Annotated in this window: 21 protein-coding genes; 11 read left to right on the top strand and 10 right to left on the bottom strand. The window is 51.4% G+C overall.

What is annotated here, in order from left to right; genetic code table 11:
• Nucleotides 1–221: 221 nt before the first annotated feature.
• From JCM10550_RS05645 to JCM10550_RS05600, 11 genes are all read left to right on the top strand, one after another.
• Nucleotides 222–755, top strand: coding sequence for a hypothetical protein (locus JCM10550_RS05645; protein ID WP_062397640.1), 534 nt, complete (start codon nucleotides 222–224; stop codon nucleotides 753–755).
• Nucleotides 756–993: 238 nt separating this feature from the next.
• Nucleotides 994–3,699 carry a PKD domain-containing protein gene (locus JCM10550_RS05640; protein ID WP_157199963.1) on the top strand — a complete coding sequence of 902 codons (2,706 nt, stop codon included), beginning with the start codon at nucleotides 994–996 and terminating at the stop codon, nucleotides 3,697–3,699.
• Nucleotides 3,700–3,722: 23 nt separating this feature from the next.
• Nucleotides 3,723–3,878: a dockerin type I domain-containing protein gene (locus tag JCM10550_RS18285; protein ID WP_157199962.1), complete on the top strand. Its 156-nt coding sequence runs from the start codon at nucleotides 3,723–3,725 to the stop codon at nucleotides 3,876–3,878.
• Between the two features lie 479 nt (nucleotides 3,879–4,357).
• A complete protein-coding gene (locus JCM10550_RS05635) occupies nucleotides 4,358–5,272 on the top strand; it encodes a hypothetical protein (RefSeq protein ID WP_062397636.1) in 915 nt (304 codons plus the stop codon).
• Complete coding sequence (locus JCM10550_RS05630) at nucleotides 5,214–5,711, top strand: hypothetical protein (RefSeq protein WP_172673780.1); 498 nt, start codon at nucleotides 5,214–5,216, stop codon at nucleotides 5,709–5,711. The genes JCM10550_RS05635 and JCM10550_RS05630 overlap by 59 nt, the downstream gene beginning before the upstream one ends.
• Entirely contained in the window at nucleotides 5,662–6,867 is a 1,206-nt protein-coding gene (locus JCM10550_RS20480; RefSeq protein ID WP_062397633.1) for a PKD domain-containing protein, read from the top strand. Before JCM10550_RS05630 ends, JCM10550_RS20480 begins: the two co-directional genes overlap by 50 nt.
• Nucleotides 6,831–7,109, top strand: coding sequence for a PQQ-binding-like beta-propeller repeat protein (locus JCM10550_RS20475; protein WP_062397632.1), 279 nt, complete (start codon nucleotides 6,831–6,833; stop codon nucleotides 7,107–7,109). The genes JCM10550_RS20480 and JCM10550_RS20475 overlap by 37 nt, the downstream gene beginning before the upstream one ends.
• Nucleotides 7,052–8,074 (top strand): PKD domain-containing protein, encoded by a 1,023-nt coding sequence (locus tag JCM10550_RS20470; RefSeq protein ID WP_083475330.1) that lies wholly within the window; start codon nucleotides 7,052–7,054, stop codon nucleotides 8,072–8,074. Before JCM10550_RS20475 ends, JCM10550_RS20470 begins: the two co-directional genes overlap by 58 nt.
• A gap of 492 nt (nucleotides 8,075–8,566) precedes the next feature.
• Nucleotides 8,567–9,700: a PKD domain-containing protein gene (locus tag JCM10550_RS19550; RefSeq protein ID WP_062397627.1), complete on the top strand. Its 1,134-nt coding sequence runs from the start codon at nucleotides 8,567–8,569 to the stop codon at nucleotides 9,698–9,700.
• 29 nt (nucleotides 9,701–9,729) lie between these two features.
• On the top strand, nucleotides 9,730–11,046 hold the full coding sequence (locus JCM10550_RS05605; protein ID WP_062397625.1) for a hypothetical protein: 1,317 nt from the start codon (nucleotides 9,730–9,732) through the stop codon (nucleotides 11,044–11,046).
• Entirely contained in the window at nucleotides 10,994–11,506 is a 513-nt protein-coding gene (locus JCM10550_RS05600; protein WP_157199959.1) for a hypothetical protein, read from the top strand. Before JCM10550_RS05605 ends, JCM10550_RS05600 begins: the two co-directional genes overlap by 53 nt.
• Before the next feature lie 453 nt (nucleotides 11,507–11,959).
• Here JCM10550_RS05600 and JCM10550_RS05595 read toward each other — a convergent pair whose 3' ends face one another.
• From JCM10550_RS05595 to JCM10550_RS24455, 10 genes are all read right to left on the bottom strand, one after another.
• A complete protein-coding gene (locus JCM10550_RS05595) occupies nucleotides 11,960–12,460 on the bottom strand; it encodes a hypothetical protein (protein WP_062397622.1) in 501 nt (166 codons plus the stop codon).
• A gap of 167 nt (nucleotides 12,461–12,627) precedes the next feature.
• Nucleotides 12,628–12,939 carry a hypothetical protein gene (locus tag JCM10550_RS05590; RefSeq protein ID WP_062397620.1) on the bottom strand — a complete coding sequence of 104 codons (312 nt, stop codon included), beginning with the start codon at nucleotides 12,937–12,939 and terminating at the stop codon, nucleotides 12,628–12,630.
• Complete coding sequence (locus JCM10550_RS18270) at nucleotides 12,936–13,088, bottom strand: hypothetical protein (RefSeq protein WP_157199958.1); 153 nt, start codon at nucleotides 13,086–13,088, stop codon at nucleotides 12,936–12,938. The genes JCM10550_RS05590 and JCM10550_RS18270 overlap by 4 nt, the downstream gene beginning before the upstream one ends.
• Entirely contained in the window at nucleotides 13,063–13,365 is a 303-nt protein-coding gene (locus JCM10550_RS05585) for a type IV pilin N-terminal domain-containing protein (RefSeq protein WP_062397618.1), read from the bottom strand. The genes JCM10550_RS18270 and JCM10550_RS05585 overlap by 26 nt, the downstream gene beginning before the upstream one ends.
• Nucleotides 13,366–13,373: 8 nt before the next feature.
• Nucleotides 13,374–13,802 carry a hypothetical protein gene (locus tag JCM10550_RS22160; RefSeq protein ID WP_245618776.1) on the bottom strand — a complete coding sequence of 143 codons (429 nt, stop codon included), beginning with the start codon at nucleotides 13,800–13,802 and terminating at the stop codon, nucleotides 13,374–13,376.
• Nucleotides 13,772–14,380: a hypothetical protein gene (locus JCM10550_RS22155; protein ID WP_245618775.1), complete on the bottom strand. Its 609-nt coding sequence runs from the start codon at nucleotides 14,378–14,380 to the stop codon at nucleotides 13,772–13,774. The genes JCM10550_RS22160 and JCM10550_RS22155 overlap by 31 nt, the downstream gene beginning before the upstream one ends.
• On the bottom strand, nucleotides 14,322–14,528 hold the full coding sequence (locus JCM10550_RS22150) for a hypothetical protein (protein ID WP_245618774.1): 207 nt from the start codon (nucleotides 14,526–14,528) through the stop codon (nucleotides 14,322–14,324). Before JCM10550_RS22150 ends, JCM10550_RS22155 begins: the two co-directional genes overlap by 59 nt.
• A 107-nt stretch (nucleotides 14,529–14,635) precedes the next feature.
• Complete coding sequence (locus JCM10550_RS22145) at nucleotides 14,636–15,184, bottom strand: hypothetical protein (protein ID WP_245618773.1); 549 nt, start codon at nucleotides 15,182–15,184, stop codon at nucleotides 14,636–14,638.
• Nucleotides 15,171–15,626 carry a hypothetical protein gene (locus JCM10550_RS24460; protein WP_062397616.1) on the bottom strand — a complete coding sequence of 152 codons (456 nt, stop codon included), beginning with the start codon at nucleotides 15,624–15,626 and terminating at the stop codon, nucleotides 15,171–15,173. Before JCM10550_RS24460 ends, JCM10550_RS22145 begins: the two co-directional genes overlap by 14 nt.
• The gene (locus tag JCM10550_RS24455; RefSeq protein ID WP_281175268.1) at nucleotides 15,550–16,776 is read right to left on the bottom strand and encodes a type II/IV secretion system ATPase subunit; all 1,227 of its coding nucleotides are present in this window, start codon (nucleotides 16,774–16,776) and stop codon (nucleotides 15,550–15,552) included. Before JCM10550_RS24455 ends, JCM10550_RS24460 begins: the two co-directional genes overlap by 77 nt.
• Nucleotides 16,777–16,808 lie beyond the last annotated feature (32 nt).

Raw genomic sequence — 16,808 nt, 5'->3', positions numbered from 1 at the left:
CCTATCTTCGTGCATCGCATGATAATCATGCATGCAGCGATGAGGGAGACATCTAAGCACCTATCAGAGATCTCAATTGAGGGTCTGCAACACGCCGGTCGTTGTTGTTTTCAGGAATGGGTGACCATTGCTGTGCAGTTTCGTGCAGTCGGTGTGAGGCCCTCTCATCAATTACAGGAAATGAACGTATGAACGAAAATAAACAATATCTAAGGAGAGGAATGGTCAGTATCGGACTCATCCTCTTCATGGTGATGATGGTCGCCCCGGTGGCGGCAGCGGATTCGCAGGCACCCGCCATTGACTGGCTGAAATGTATCGGTGGATCCGAATTAGATCAGGCATTGTGTATTGAGCAGACTACTGACAGTGGATATATCTTTTGTGGAGTCTCAGAATCAACCGATGGCGATGCGATTGGTAACCACGGGGGAAAAGATGCCTGGGTTGTGAAGACTGATGCTGAAGGCAGCCCTGTCTGGCATACGTGTCTTGGCGGAACCGGTTCAGAAAATGCAAGAGATATACATCAGACTGCTGACGGCGGATATATCGTTGCCGGAGATGTAGGCTCAATTGACGGCGAATATACCGTTAATCATGGAGGCACTGATGCATGGGTTGCAAAACTTAATGCAGATGGGGGGGCAGTCATGTGGCAGAAGTGCATCGGCGGAACCTACGATGAAAGAATAAATCGAATCTGCCAGTCTCAGATGCGGATATATCTTCGCCGGATATACAAACTCTGTTGATAATGATATTATTGACAACCATAATTTCAACGATGACGGTCTGGTTGGAAAACTTGACTCTGAGGGAAATATTCTCTGGCTAAAATGCATTGGTGGTGAAGATAGTGATTATCTTTACGGTCTCTGTGAGACCAGTGACAAGGGATATGTCGTTACCGGGTATGCAAGATCAACCGATGATACCTTTGTCAGCAACCTCACGAGTGGTTTCCATGGTGGAGATTATGATGCATGGGCCGTGAAACTTGGTTCGGATGGTACTGTAGAATGGCAGAACTGTTTTGGCGGAAGTTCTCTGGAACAGTTAATGGATGTTGTGCAGGTTGGGGACGGCGGATATGTTGCCGTCGGATACACGCGTTCGAATGACGGTGATGTTTCCGGTCATTACGGCGCAAATGATGCCTGGCTCATCAAATTCGATTCGGATGGTACCCTTCTCTCGCAGAAATGCCTCGGCGGTACAAGTTACGATTATGCATATGATCTTGTTGCTACCGCTGACGGTGGATATGCCTTTACGGGCTCTATAAGATCCAGTGATGGCATTTTCTCCGAAAATAACGGATTTTATGATCTATGGGTCGTAAAAACCGATGTTGACGGAACGCTTGCCTGGCAGAAGTGCATTGGCGGAAGCGATAGAGATTCCGGATCTTCCCTCTTTGAAAATGCAGACGGCAGTTTAACCGTTGCCGGTTATACCAAGTCTACTAACGGCGATATAAGCACGAATCTCGGTAATGGTGATGCAGTTGTTGTGAAACTGGTGGATGGTGCAACACCGGTAGTCCCGAAAGCAGACTTCTCTGCGGATGTGACCTCAGGAACACTGCCTCTTACCGTGTCTTTTACCGATCTCTCTACTGCAGAGGGTATTAACTATCGGAGCTGGAGTTTTGAGAATGACTCGCCTTGTTATTCAAATAAGCAGAATCCGGTGCATACATACACCGAAGCAGGCACATACACTGTAGAACTTACCGTTCGTGATAAAGATTATAAAACATACACTGAAGTTAAAGAGAACTTTATTGTCGTCGTAGAACCACCGAAAGCAGACTTCTCTGCAAATGTGACCTCAGGAACACTGCCGCTGACCGTGTCTTTTACCGATCTCTCTACTGTAGAGGGTATTAATTATCGGAGCTGGAGTTTTGAGAATGACTCGTCTTGTTATTCATCAGAGCAGAATCCGGTGCATACATACACCGAAGCAGGCACGTACACAGTAGAACTTACCGTTCGTGATAACAATTATAAAACATACACTGAAGTTAAAGAGAGCTTTATTATCGTCGTAGAACCACCGGTAGTCCCGAAAGCAGACTTCTCTGCAAATGTGACCTCAGGAACACTGCCGCTGACCGTGTCTTTTACCGATCTCTCTACTGCAGAGGGTATTAACTATCGGAGTTGGAGTTTTGAGAATGACTCGTCTTGTTATTCATCAGAGCAGAATCCGGTGCATACATACACCGAAGCAGGCACGTACACAGTAGAACTTACCGTTCGTGATAAATATGGTAAAACATTCACTGAAGTTAAAGAGAATTTTATTACCATAGAGCCATCCGAAAAGACGGTCTGGTATGTGGATGATGATGGCGGATATGACTTCACTGATATTCAGTCTGCACTAAATGTTGCAGCTGATGGAAACACAATCTATGTCTTCAACGGAACATATGCAACCGAAGATTTTGGATATGGCAGACCGAATGTCTCAGTGATTGGTGAAGGAGCAGATGTCGTCTGTTTTGACTTTATGGGTACATTTGGTGTCTCGATGCCTGCTGGCGGCGGCTTCGTTAAGCCAAATTCCACGGGATGCAGTATTGAAGGGATTACTGTAATCAACAGTACATCTGGTTTATATAGTCCATTAAGTCCTTACACCAGCGACAATGTTATCCGGAACTGTGTCTTTGATGGTATGCTTGGGGATGTAGGTCTGCAAATAGGCAGTTCTAACTGTCTCTTTGAGAATAATGTTGTCAAAAATGGAGTTGGAGAATTAACCGGGATGATCGTTCCTGATTTGTTGGACAGTAAAATTGTAAACAACACATTCTCAGGGAATACCGGTGCCGGAATGGCAGTGTGTGGAGGCAGTGATAATAATGTAATTTCAGGCAATACGTTCTCATCAAATGCATGTGCCGGCCTTATATTCTTAGAAGCCACCGGTATGAACAACAGGGTGTATTTCAATGAATTCACCGGCAATGGTGTGGTGGCAACAATAATGGGTCCGGCACCGGAGAATGTCTACTGGACGTCCGTTGAGGAACTTGCCTACACCTACAAAGGTGTGGAGTACACCGGTTACCTCGGCAACTATTACGATGACTACACCGGAACAGACGCAGATGGCGACGGTATCGGCGACACGCCATACACCCTCCCTGACGGTCTCGGCAACGACACCGCCCCGCTCATGGGAACGATTGACCATTACACGATCACCGGCGTTGCACCGGAACACGTGACCGCAGGTCTCTCCTTTACCCCCCCGAATTCCGCAGAAATTGGTGTCGGTGAGACAGTGGAAGTTGCTATTGTAATTGATGAGTTTACCACGGGTCTTTCCGGCTACAACCTGACGGTCACCCTTGACGACGCGTCTGTCGCAGAAGTCACCGCAGTCTCCTTCCCTGACTGGGCAGGAATCAATGAAAACGGCACTCTCCCGTCCGGCAGCGTCTGGATCAAAGCAGCCGATCTTAGCGATGGTGTCTCAGCCGGTGCAGCCGATGTGACCCTTACGACACTGACCATCAGCGGTCTTGACGGCGGCAGTGCGAACATCACCGCCACGGTCTCCCTGATGGACGATGATGACGGCAGTGCGATTGATGTCACCGTCACCGGGGGGGGCCAGGTAATGGTCTCCGCGGCGCGGTATTCCCCCCCGGCTGTGAGAATCCACCGCATGACCTGAACGGCGACGGTATCTATGAAGATGTGAACGGCAACGGTCTCTTCGACTTTGACGATGTCGTCACGTTCTTTAATGCAATCGAGTGGTCGACAGAGAACGAACCTGTAGAGGCGTTTGATGTGAACGGCAACGGCAGGATTGACTTTGATGATCTGGTTGAGCTGTTTAATCAACTCTGATCTCCCTTTTTTTAACCGGATGTGCCGGCCCGCACCGGCGTGGTGACTGCGGCCGTACCGGAAGGTGTCCAACTGGTGTACGTGTCCGGTGATTGGCCATATGGTATTTCGCCCGCCGGAAGGGGGGGGCCTCTTCGCGTGTGATGGTATCATTCTGTGTTGTGGTGTGTCGGGGGGGGCACGGGTTGGTGGACTATAAACAAATTTTGTGGATATAAACAATTAATTAATGGTTGAATTAGAACAAACTGATATAGTCTACCTTCGGTGCATCACATGATCTGTCTGCATGCAGCAGGGTGGGAAACAATTCAATAATTGTCAGTGATTTCGATTGAGAGGCTGCACCACACCGAATTTGTTGTTTTTAGGAATGGTTGCCTATTTCTGCGCAGTTTCGTGCAGCCGGTGTGAGGGGCTTCTCATCAATAACAGGAAATGAACGTATGAACGAAAATAAGCAATATCTAAGGAGAGGAATGGTTGGTATCGGACTTATCCTCTTCATGGTGATGATGGCCGCCCCCCCGGTGGCGGCAGCGGATTCACAGGCACCAGCCATTGACTGGCTGAAATGTATCGGCGGATCCGAATTAGACAAGGCATTGTGTATTGAGCAGACCACTGACAGTGGATATATCTTTTGTGGAATATCAAAATCAAACGATGGCGATGCGAGTGGTAACCACGGGGGGGATACGGATGCCTGGGCTGTGAAGACCGATGCTGAAGGCAACCCTGTCTGGCATACGTGTCTTGGCGGAATCAGTTTTGAAGATGCAAGAGATATTCATCAGACTGCTGACGGCGGATATATCGTTGCCGGAGATGTACACTCAACTGACGGCGAATATACCGTTAATCATGGAAGCACTGATGCATGGGTTGCAAAACTTAATGCAGACGGTGAAGTCATGTGGCAGAAGTGCATCGGCGGAACCTGTAATGAAATGATATACAGAATCTGCCAGATCTCAGATGGTGGATATATCTTCGCCGGAGAGACAGCCTCTGTTGATGGTGAGATGGCCGGCAACCATGGCGAAGGTTCCAGCCAGGACGGTCTGGTTGGAAAACTTGACTCTGAGGGAAATATTCTCTGGCTAACATTCCTTGGCGGTGAAGGTAGTGATTATCTTCACGGTCTCTGTGAGACCAGTGACAATGGATATGTTGTTACCGGGTATGCAAGATCAACCGATGAAATCTTTGTCAGCAACCTCACGAGTGGTTTTCACGGTGGAGATTATGATGCATGGGCCGTGAAACTTGATTCAGATGGTGCTGTAGAATGGCAGAACTGTTTTGGCGGAACTTCTAAGGAACAGTTTTGGGATGTTGTGCAGGCTGGGGGACGGTGGATATGTTGCCGTCGGATACACGTCTTCAAATGACGATGATGTATCCGGTAATTATGGCAAATATGACGCCTGGCTCACCAAATTCGATTCGGATGGTAACATTCTCTGGCAGAAATGCCTCGGCGGTACAAGTAACGATTACGCATATGATCTTGTTGCTACCGCTGACGGCGGATATGCCTTTACGGGAAAGGTACGATCAAATGATGAGATTGTCTCCGGCAATCACGGAAGTTATGATATATGGGTCGTAAAAACCGATGCTGACGGAACGCTTGCCTGGCAAAAGTGTATTGGTGGAAGCGGGTCAGATTATGGGTATTCTCTCCTTGAAAATGCGGATGGCAGTTTAACCGTTGCCGGTTTTACCAAGTCTACTGACGAAGATATAACCAACAATCTCGGTAACGGCGATGCAGTACTTGCGAAACTGGGGGGACGGTGCTGTTACGCCTGTCGTTCCTGTTGCTGACTTCTCAACCGACAAGACAGCCGGAGCAGCACCTCTTGCAGTCCGGTTCACCGACCTCTCCACCGGAGAGCCGACTGAATGGGCATGGGAATTCGATGGCGACGGCACCGTTGACGCAACCGAACAGAACCCCCCCACATACACCTATGATATGGAAGGCACCTATATGGTGAGCCTCAGCGTCACGAATGCCAACGGCAGCGACACGATAACAAAGGACGATTATATCACCGTGGTGGGCGGCCTCCCTCCAGTACCCGTCCCCGATGCGTCTGATACTGTCATGTTCCAGTATAACCTGCATCACACTGGTGTCACCACAGAGGCGGGACCGGTGACCAGTCCGGAATGTGCCTGGTATGCCCACACCGGCTACATGAACACCGACCCCCTGATCATAGACGACATGGTGGTCTCGGCATGTAGCGGAAACCTCAGCGTCAATAACCGGATCACCGGCGAATGCCTCTGGTATACCGTGACCGGGAATGGCGGTATAGTTGGCGCAGGCAGCAACCTCGGCCCGGTCTGCTACGGAAACGGCACGATCTTCTTCCCGGAAAGCGGCGAAGGAGCGATATCGGCATATAACATCCGAACCGGCAAACAGCTCTGGAGAGTCAGCGGTCTGGGAGGTAAATATGCACAGACCAATACACCGGTTATTTACGAGGATCACCGGATCTACTTCGGCAACTGGAACGGAAACCCGGGATACTACTGCTACTACGACAATGGCACAGAGTGCTGGAGCCATGCAGGAAGTGGATACTACTGGGCCGGGGCTGCCATCATCGGCGATTCTCTGGTCTTTGGCGGCGAGGACAAGTGTCTGACCTCCCTTGACAAGACGACGGGCGAGGTTATAGAGGCGATCTCTGTCACTGACACCTTCCCGATACCCGACGGCAGCAATCAGGTACGCTCCTCTGTTATGTATGACAAAGAGGGTGGATACTGTTACTTCACCACCAGTTCCGGCTACTGCTGTGGGATTGGGTTTGACGCACCGACCGGCACATTCCGCACAGACGATGCGATCGCAAGTGCATATATCGGACAGACGACCTCGACCCCCCCGCTGTGTACAAAGGCCGCCTGTATGTCGGTGTCGGACGGATGTACAATAAGGACGATACCTTCCTCTACTGCCTGAACGCAACCGACCTTACCCAGGTCTGGAAGTTCACGGCAAACGGGATTATCCAGTCGTCGCCGAAGATCTCCACCCATTACGAGGATGCGACAGGGAACATCTACCTGTACTTCACGACCAATATCCAAGACGGTACCGCCTATTGTGTGCGTGACTTTGCCGGAAACACCGAACCGGTTGAGGCATGGCACTGGACACCCCCCCAGAGGGCATGCGGGAGTATGTGCTTGCAGGAGCGGTAATCAAGGACGGCTACCTCTACTTCGGCAACAACGCCGCAGGAGGTACAACGGGCTGCACCTTTGCCCTGACAGGCGGTGCGGCACCGACCGTTCCTCCGACTGCTGACTTTACCGCAGATGTTACTGAAGGACAGACACCGCTCACGGTCACATTCACCGATCTCTCGACGGATGCTGAGACCCATGCCTGGGACTTCGACGGCGACGGCACGGTCGACTCCACCGAAGCAAACCCGGTTCGGACATATACCAAAGCAGGCACCTATGCGGTGAGCCTGACCGTTACGAACGGCATCGGTGCAGATACGATGACAAAGACCGACTATATCGTGGCAGAAGCAGTTCCGGAACTCTCTGTTTCTCTGGAGATGACAGACTGTCTGGTAAACGACACGACAACTGTCGACCTTGTCGTTGACACCCTCCCGGACGGTCTTGCTGGATACAATGTCACGGTCTCCCTGAGTGATGCGTCGGTTGCAGAGATCACTGCGGTCTCCTTCCCTGACTGGACGACAATCAGCAAATCCGGCGAGATGCCTGCAGGTGCTGTCTGGATCAAGGCAGTAGACCTGAACGACGCCATCACAGCGGGTGCAGAAAATGTGACGATTGCCACGCTCACCCTCACCGGCAACGCAGACGGTGCGGCAGACATCACTGTCTCTGTCACGATGATGGACTCGGATGACGGTTGCGTGGTCAGTCCGGACTGCACTGCAGGAACAGTGTTTGTCTCCGCCCTTGCACCTATGCCGGGCTGTACACAATCACCGCATGACCTGAACAGCGACGGTATCCACGAGGATGTGAACGGGAACTACCGCTTCGACTTTGACGATGTGGTTACCTACTACACCAATATTGAGTGGATGGATGTGCATGATCCTGTCGCACCATTTGATGTAAACGGCAACGGCAGAATTGATTTTGCTGATCTGGTTGACCTGTTTAACGAACTCTGACACCTCCTTTTTTTCCGGTTTTGCTACCGTTCTTTGAAAAAGAGAAATTATCCGCGTGAAATGGCATTCTCATCTTCCGCAGTATAGCAATCAGTCTGAATATTTTTTTGTATGTGATCTTCATTGCTAAAATATTGGCTGAATTTGTTGTCTGTTGGCGTATCTGGGGCAATATGGGGGGGATAATTTTTCCGTTCTGTATATGATGCGGCAAATTTATTCTCCTCTCATCGAATACAATTTTTGTGGTGCAACATCAAATAAATTTAAAGTTAGTTAACGCAAATTTATTTTCCTGCATGTGCTCTGTTACGGAAATCTGTCCGTAATGCGGAAAAAGGGGGGGTACGGCAGGCCTTAAACCAACAATTGATGATTCAAATAAGAGTCTGCATAAACCTGTCCCGGAAATTTCCGGGATTTTTTCAATATAGAGTTTTTTTGATGCATCCGAAATGATGGATTCGCAATATACTATCCGGAAATAAAATTATGAACGAAAAGAGAAGTTACCTACGGGGGGGGATGGTCTTTATCGGACTCTTCCTCTTCATCGTGATGATGGCCGCCCCCCCTGCGGCGGCGCAAACATGGGATATCTCTGCAGGAGAGTCAATCCAGACGGCTATTGACAACGCCAGTGCAGGAGATATTGTCAGGGTGCAGGCAGGCACCTATACCGAAGCACTGACAGTTGACAAAGCACTGACCCTTGAAGGAGTCGGCAACCCGGAGATCAGACAAACAGAGAATGTGGCTGCTGTAGAGATCACCACTTCCGGCAGTGTGCTGCGCGGTTTTACAATAAACCACACCGAGTCTTATTGTTTTGGGGGGGTGACGGTAACCGCAGATGATGTGCTTATCGAGAACAATGTCCTGGACAATTGCAATGAAGGGATCTGGCTCAACTCTGTGGAGAATGTGGTAGTCAGGAAGAATGTGATCCAAAACTGCTATGGCTGGGTTGCTATGTACGACAATCCAAAAGGCTCCGGCAACCGAATCTATCTCAATGACTTTATCAGCAATTCCGGCGGGGGGGATTCATCATCAATGGGCTCCAGCAACTGGTGTTCGCCCCAGGAAATGATATATTCCTATGAAAGTGCGGAGCATACCGAATATCTTGGGAATTACTATGGCACCTATACCGGTACAGATGCTGGTAATGACGGAGTCGGGGGGGACACCAGTTTAGGACAGGACAACTATCCTCTGATGGTGCCGTATGAAAATTATGCTGATGGACAGCCGGTTCTTCCGGTCGCTGACTTCTCGGTGGATACAACAACCGGGGGGGCAGCACCTCTTGCCGTCCGGTTCACCGACCTTTCCACCGGAGCGGACGAGTGGGCATGGGACTTTGACAACGACGGTACGGTTGATTTGACTGAACAGCACCCAACATATACCTATGAAACCGAAGGCATCTACACCGTGAGCCTGACAGTCACCAATGCCGCGGGCAGCGACACCGAAACAAAGGCAGACTACATCACGGTCAGTGCCCATCAGCCCGGCACAACCTGCCCGGCTATCGAATGGCAGCATTGTCTTGGCGGCTCTAGTAAGGATGACCCATACGCAACCCGGCAGACCTCGGACGGGGGGGGTATATCGTAGCTGGTTACACCAGGTCAGACGATGGTGATGTGAGCGGAAACCATGGCCTGTATGATCTATGGGTTGTGAAACTCAATACCAGGGGGGGTGCACTCACCTGGCAACGTTGTCTTGGCGGTACGAGTCTTGATCGTGCATACGACGTCCGGCAGACTTCAGACGGCGGATATGTCGTTGTTGGCAATACCAAGTCGGTAGATGGTGATGTCAGTGGTAACCACGGAGGGTATGATGCCTGGGTCGTGAAACTCAATTCCAATGGAGAGATCACCTGGAGCCACTGTCTTGGTGGGTCCGGTATAGATGAGGCATGTGGTGTACGTCAGACCGCGGACGGCGGGTATATCATTGCCGGAGATACTGCCTCAATTGACGGTGATGTTGTCGGAAAGTGCAGTGGCGGAGACTCTGATGGCTGGGTTGTGAAGCTCAACTCCGATGGTGCGATCGTCTGGCAGTCCTGTCTCGGCGGGACTGAGGATGATGCGGTCTCCGGTATCCGGCAAATCGCGGATGGATATGTCGTCGCCGGTTACACCTTTTCGAATGACGGTGATGTGAGTGCAAACCACGGGCGCTCGGATGTCTGGGTTGTGAAACTCAACACCGATGGTGAGATCGTCTGGCAGTCCTGTCTTGGCGGGTCTGATAATGACTATGTCACAAAGAAGAGTTCATCCGGTATTCAGCAGACCCTGGATGGCGGGTTTATCGTTGCCGGTCACACCTGCTCAAATGACGGAGACGTGAGCGGCATTCATAATGTAGATAAGACAGACGGCTGGGTCGTGAAACTCGATTGTGACGGTGCACTCACCTGGCAGCGTTGTCTTGGCGGGTCGTCAAACTATGATCAGTTATCCAGTGTCTGTCAGACCGCAGACGGCGAGTATCTCGTCGGCGGGTATGCCATGTCAAATGATGGTGATCTGAGCGACAACCATGGCAATAAGGATGGCTGGGTCGTGAAACTCAACGGAGACGGAGACAGAGTCTGGCAGCGTTGTTTTGGCGGGTTTGATTATGATAATGTCCGGAGTGTCTGCCAGACCCGGGACGAGGGATATCTTCTTATCATGGCAACCTCGTCAACCGATGGCGATGTGAGCGATCCCCCCCTTGGCAGTACGGATTTCTGGATTGTGAAACTTGAGGGCAACGGAACAGTTCCCCCAACAGGTCTCTCCTTTGCCCCCCCGACTCCTGCGGAAATTGGACCCGGAGGGGGGGCTGCTGAAGTCAGCATCATGCTGGATTCACTCCCCCCCGCAGCTTGCAGGGTACAACCTGACCGTGACGCTTGCAGACGCATCGGTGGCAGAGATCACGGAGGTATCCTTCCCTGACTGGGCGTCAGTCAACGCCAGTGGTGAGATGCCCGCAGGTGAGGTATGGCTTAAGGCAGCAGATCTGAACGATGCTGTCGGGTATGGTGCAGTAGATGTAACACTGGCAACCCTCACCCTCACCGGCAACGCAGACGGTGCGGCAGACATTTCAGTCTCTGTCACGATGATGGACTCGGATGACGGTTGCGTGGTCAGTCCGGACTGCATAGCAGGAGAGGTGCATGTCTCTGCTCTTGCGGTTATGCCGGGCTGTAATAATCCACCGCATGACCTGAACGGCGACGGTATCTTCGAGGATGTGAACGGCAACTCGCTCTTTGACTTCGATGATATTGTTGTCTTTTATACAGACATCGAGTGGATGGTCGAAAACGACCCCCCCGCAGAAGTGTTTGACCTGAACGGCAACGGCAGAATTGATTTTGCTGATCTTGTCGCACTGTTCAACGAACTCTAAACCGGATATTCACCGGTTCCCTTTTTTCCCATTTTGTATTCTGTGTGGGCACATCCATAAGCCATTATATATTCTCTGAAACGTACGGCTGTCGGGGGGGGTGATATGGGGGCCACGATTGCTTTTCCTGCCATGGGGGGGCATGACATCACTCCAAATGCCTGTCTCCAGTCGCAATGGGCAATATTCTCCAATGTCGGAGGATAAACCGTCCAGTAGCAATGGACACATTTGTTATGCTGACCGGATCATTTTCCAGCTTCAGGCGCAGATCAGGATAAAGAAATCCGAGTGGTAGAAAATTGAGTTTCTGGGCATCAAATATCCTTTCATTCAGAAATAGGGCATATTGTGTAATGGTATGCCAAAAAATGGAGTGTTAATGTGAAACTATTTTGAGGTTTGGAAATCGCGAAAAATCAGAGGGGTGTCCGGTATGACTGCACCCGGCACTCAGGAAACAGACACCATCACATCCACCATCTGAATGCGGACTTCAACCGGCGTCACTGTTGTATCAAAAGATACGGTCATATTCCCGTCCGCCCCCGGATGATACCCGTATACATTCGGGTATTCGTCAGTGAATTCCGAGAGGGAGCGTTCACAGACATCCCATACCGGCTCACCACACGGCAGCATCGCATCCTGTCCCAGGAACGTTTCATTGACCGCGATGGAAAGACTCTCCGGCGCATCAATGACCACCGGTTCTCTCATGCTCACATTCAGGGTGAGCATGGCGGGCCCGTTGCCGCTGACATATGCCTTCCCGGTGGACATATTAATCACCGAGATGGTGATGCCGGTGCAGTGTTTGTCCACCGATTTTGTGTATGTGCTGTTGTCGTTCACATTCACCACATTGACCGGGACATATCCATTCTCTGCCTCTATTCCGATGAGGGAGGAGAAGAAGCCGGAGGTCGAAAGATCGTCTGCGACCGCATCCATGTCGGTATAGAGGAGCGGTGTCGCAATCTGCCCCCTGCGTCACATTCAGGTAGCCGTACTGCCAGGTATATCCCTGATCCTGCCAGAAACTTGCGGCCGGGACGTATGAAATGCCCACCAACCCGGATTTATATGTCGTGCCGTTGCAGGTCACCGAAAATATCTCCTCATCTTCGTGGGTGATAGCAAGCATTCCACCGGAGCGTGCCCCCCCGTTCAAAAGCATATCCCCCCCCACCAAGAACCAGCGACTCGCTCAGCTGCACCGGGCGTTTCATCCCGGCCGCAGAATCGATGTCTGCCGCAAACCGCAGGAAGGACTCCTCGACATCCCCCCCGATGTGCATCACTTCCGCCTCTGCCTTCAGGGACGGCACAATCGAGGCGTTATACACCGCAAGAAACGTCACCACGACTGCCAAAACCAGCATCACCGCAACAACCGGCGCGACTGCCTCCTCATCTGTAAAACCCTTCAAGGGGGGGCAACACTCCCGGAAAAGATGACCGAACGGTCGGTGACCATCCTGACATCCACCGCCCCCGCGGGCAGATGCGGCACCACGACTCTCCCGCCGAGGGTGAACGATGCATCCGTGAACTCATCGGAGGGAGGGATGATCACCATGGACTCGTTTGCCGTGGTGTAACTCTCCTGGGTGCTGCCGTTTGTGACGGTCACCGTGAAGTCCGTTGAGCGTACCCAGTCCCCCGCCCTTGTGCCAGAGCACAATGTGGCTGTCATTTGCGGTTGCCATGATGGTGACCGAAGGGTCGCGTTCATGTGGCAGGTAATTGCCCATTGATGCAGAGAAGATGGCGACCAGTATGAGTACAAGGGCGATCATCAGCATCTCGCCGACCACCTCAGAGACCGCTTCTTCATTGATTTGTCTGATTCTCATTTTTACCCTCAGATAATATACACAAAGAGCACAATCGACGCCACTAAAAAGACAATACTGTGCTTAAATCCGGAGAGGATATTATTCGAACTGAGCTGACCGGCCATGATACCGGAGAACGTTCCGAGGATGATTGCGATATGGAACATGTCTGTCAGATTGCCGGTGAGGTCGAAGTTGATGTTAAACGTGTCAAAACTCGATATAAACGAGACATTCAGCTGGTAGGCACAGTAGAGATAAATCCCGTACGAGAGGTAGATGACTGCGATGTAGACAAACGAGACGTTCATCCGTTCGTTCTTCATCTTCAGGTAATGCTCAAGATCACTGATGGCAATCGTTAATATTTCCCGCAGGTGATCAGTCACTTCACTTGCCCGCACCACCAGTGATATCACCCGTTTCACCGTGACAAGGCCGATACGCTCCTCCATCCGAACAAGAGCACTTGATGTGCTTGCCCCCCCCATTTCAGATCCTCGGATACGATCTTCAGTTCTGACGAGAGTACACCGAGTTTGCTGTTGGAGACCATGCCGATTGCCCCCCCCTGCAGGGTCATGCCAACATCCTTCATATCAGCAATCTCCCGCAGGAATTCCGGAAGTTGTCTCTCGACGTTGTTCACGTATATTTTTCTGGCCTCATATGCGATCAGTATCGGCAGCATGAAGAGGATGATCACAAGGCAGATGAATATCTCGAATGTAAAGGACGGGAAGACCACGGCAAGCGTGCCGTTCATCCAGAAAAGGGTCGTGATCAGTGCCAGCATGCATCCTGCCACCATCCCGTTCTGGTAGTCAGAGATAAAATACCGGAACGGGTGGCGGAGGATCTCAACGAACCTGAGCCACTGTTTGCGGGATTCAATCTTTTTTATGAAATCCGGGTCTGTCTCTTCGCCGGTCTCTTCCAGGAGGACATCGTCACTAAACTCCGAATCGCGCTTCTCACTCCGGGTAATATCCAGATTGTCCGGGGGCAGCAGGATATAGAGGATGGTAATCATAACGATTGCCCCCGATGGGAAGGCCTATGTACATGAGCGGCATGACCGACTGCATCTGGTTGTGCCCGGACATATTCTGGGCGACGAGCATGATGATGACCGCAATTGGGCCTGCTACAAAGGCCGTCACATAGATTTCGGCCATCATCTCCATGAGTTTCAGACACGATTCAAGCTCTGTTTTTGCGAGTTCACGGTAACTGGCCGACCGGGAATCGAAAAATGACGTCAGGTTGCCCCCCCAGCTCCGGAAGATTAGGCCAGATCGTTCAGGAGGTCGCGGAAGTTTTCAGACGGTGTGAACTCCTGCACGTGCCGCATGGCAGAGAGTAGGTCTTCACCAAACAATTCCACATCACGGACAATCATGCCGCATTCCCGTGACACTTCGCCGTAGAGGTCATCTGCCTCATAGACGCTCCGGAAGAGGTGGTATAACGTAACCGTGCCGGAAAGCGCCTCCATGTAGGTGATGGCATACGGCAGGTCAAGGTCAATGCGTGTCTTGCGCCCCTGTGCCACCAGTCCCGGATAATACCAGATACCCATAAAGACACAGGTGGCAACCGCCCCGGTGACGAGGATATATGACACCCATGACGGGAGGAAGGAGATCAGGTTAATTTCGATACCAAAGAGGGAGAGGACGAAGTGGGCAAGCACACACAACAGAACCGAAAGAAGGGTGACAATCAGGTCAAACTTCATGTAGGTCGTGTGCGAGATCGGAAAATGGGCTCCCTTCAGTGCTTTTTTGAGTCCCTCCGAGTCAAGCAGGGAATCTGCAAAATTACTCGCTGCCATGCAAAAGTGATTTCCTCAGTTCGTGTATCCGTGCGCCAACCTCTCCGACGCCCCCCCGGATCTGTTCCTGTGTCATATTTCTGAGTGTTTTGGCACGCATGTGCAGGTTTTTCTGAATATCTTCTTCAGACCAGCCGTGGCTGTATGCAATCCGGTCAAGCACCCTTGAGGAGGTGTCTGTCCGTTGAAACGTATCGGTATGGGGGTCCCACACAAACAACGGGTTCCACCCGATGACACCCTCCTCCACATACACCTCATTTAACGAGAGGCAGCGTCGGATCCCTCTCCCCTCCACATACTGGAGGGACTGAATCACCATCAGATCGAGTGCCCCGAACATCGCGGTTGGCACGTTGATCGGATCATGGGTGAGACGGTTGACGGCCTCTTTGACCCCGCCTGCATGGAGGGTGGAGAACGTGGTATGCCCGGTGTTCATTGCCTGGAAAAGGGTCTGGGCCTCTTTTCCCCCTGACCTCTCCGACGATGATATATTCCGGCCGCTGCCGCAGGGAGGACTTTAAAAGAGAGAAGAGATCCACATCTCCTTTGGAGAGGTTCAGCCCACTCTCACGGGTCTTCATGGGCAGCCAGTTTTGGTTGGGAATCTGGATCTCACGAGTATCTTCCAGTGAGACAATCTTTGCATTGGGCGGTATGAAAAAGGAGATGGCATTCATGGTGGATGTCTTTCCGCTTGCCGTGCCGCCGACCACGATGATGCTCTTGCCATTTTCGACTGCGAGCCAGATATACGCGAGCAGGTTCTCGTCATAGGTTCCGTAGGTGAGCAGATCAACCGGTGTCATCGGGTCTGCCTGGAACCTCCGTATGGTAAAGGAGCTCCCCTTTGATGAGACGATATCGCTGTAGGTGATCTGTGCCCGTGACCCTTCCGGCAGGGCCGCATCGATAAGGGGGGGAGTGGTGAGGGAGATCTGCTTGTCGGCCTTCTGGGCAAGCTTCAGGGCATATTTGTTCAGTTCCTGATTCTCAAACCGAAGATTTGTCGGCAGATTGGCATACTTCCGGTGGTAGACATATACTAGTGTATCGGCACCATTGCAGGTGATATCCTCGATCATCTCATCATGCATGAGCGGGTCGAGTTTCCCGTAGCCGGTGAAGTTTCTCCCGAGGTAGTAGATCAGGACATCGGAACGCTCTTCAGTGATCTCCGGGACGAAGGATTTGATGATCTTTTTGACCCGTGCAGCATCCAGTGACACTTCTCTGCGCTTTGTGGGTGTGTCATAGACCAGAACCGCACGAAGCCGTTCATAGACCTCTTCGAGTACAATCAGTTCTTTTTCGGTAAGTTTTGGCTCGGTGATCAGGTACCTGATGTCGCCATCATCCAGCGCCGATATTCGTACTGATGAAAACGGTTCCGTAAGCCAATACTCCTCGACAACATTTTCAGTCTCATCCGGGCGGAAAACCGGTGCGGGAGGGAGTCTGTCGGCACCGCCAGTGATGATCTCCGGTGTCGGGCATGCATGCCCGGAGAGGGGGGATTTGCAGCCTGCAATCATGAGGTTGAGTTTTTTGACGAGTGGGTTGGAGGAGATCTTCCCGGTTTTATTCATGCTCTCCTCCCCCCCTGTATGATGTGCCGGTT

The organism is Methanogenium cariaci JCM 10550, from assembly GCF_001315945.1.
Taxonomy (GTDB): domain Archaea; phylum Halobacteriota; class Methanomicrobia; order Methanomicrobiales; family Methanomicrobiaceae; genus Methanogenium; species Methanogenium cariaci.
The sequence above is the reverse complement of the archived record's forward strand: the minus strand, read 5'-3'. Positions and strand labels throughout refer to the sequence as shown.

Bases quoted from the DNA above. Each gene is read 5' to 3' on its own strand.
- JCM10550_RS24455 (WP_281175268.1), bottom strand. From the start codon at position 16,776: ATGAATAAAACCGGGAAGATCTCCTCCAACCCACTCGTCAAAAAACTC.
- JCM10550_RS22155 (WP_245618775.1), bottom strand. From the start codon at position 14,380: ATGATTACCATCCTCTATATCCTGCTGCCCCCGGACAATCTGGATATT.
- JCM10550_RS05635 (WP_062397636.1), top strand. From the start codon at position 4,358: ATGGTTGGTATCGGACTTATCCTCTTCATGGTGATGATGGCCGCCCCC.
- JCM10550_RS19550 (WP_062397627.1), top strand. From the start codon at position 8,567: ATGAACGAAAAGAGAAGTTACCTACGGGGGGGGATGGTCTTTATCGGA.
- JCM10550_RS05595 (WP_062397622.1), bottom strand. From the start codon at position 12,460: ATGGATGCGGTCGCAGACGATCTTTCGACCTCCGGCTTCTTCTCCTCC.
- JCM10550_RS22150 (WP_245618774.1), bottom strand. From the start codon at position 14,528: ATGATGGCCGAAATCTATGTGACGGCCTTTGTAGCAGGCCCAATTGCG.
- JCM10550_RS24460 (WP_062397616.1), bottom strand. From the start codon at position 15,626: ATGAACACCGGGCATACCACGTTCTCCACCCTCCATGCAGGCGGGGTC.
- JCM10550_RS18270 (WP_157199958.1), bottom strand. From the start codon at position 13,088: ATGGTGATCATCCCTCCCTCCGATGAGTTCACGGATGCATCGTTCACC.
- JCM10550_RS22160 (WP_245618776.1), bottom strand. From the start codon at position 13,802: ATGGAGGAGCGTATCGGCCTTGTCACGGTGAAACGGGTGATATCACTG.
- JCM10550_RS20470 (WP_083475330.1), top strand. From the start codon at position 7,052: ATGGCACTGGACACCCCCCCAGAGGGCATGCGGGAGTATGTGCTTGCA.
- JCM10550_RS05645 (WP_062397640.1), top strand. From the start codon at position 222: ATGGTCAGTATCGGACTCATCCTCTTCATGGTGATGATGGTCGCCCCG.
- JCM10550_RS05585 (WP_062397618.1), bottom strand. From the start codon at position 13,365: ATGAGAATCAGACAAATCAATGAAGAAGCGGTCTCTGAGGTGGTCGGC.
- JCM10550_RS05630 (WP_172673780.1), top strand. From the start codon at position 5,214: ATGTTGTGCAGGCTGGGGGACGGTGGATATGTTGCCGTCGGATACACG.
- JCM10550_RS20475 (WP_062397632.1), top strand. From the start codon at position 6,831: ATGTACAATAAGGACGATACCTTCCTCTACTGCCTGAACGCAACCGAC.
- JCM10550_RS22145 (WP_245618773.1), bottom strand. From the start codon at position 15,184: ATGGCAGCGAGTAATTTTGCAGATTCCCTGCTTGACTCGGAGGGACTC.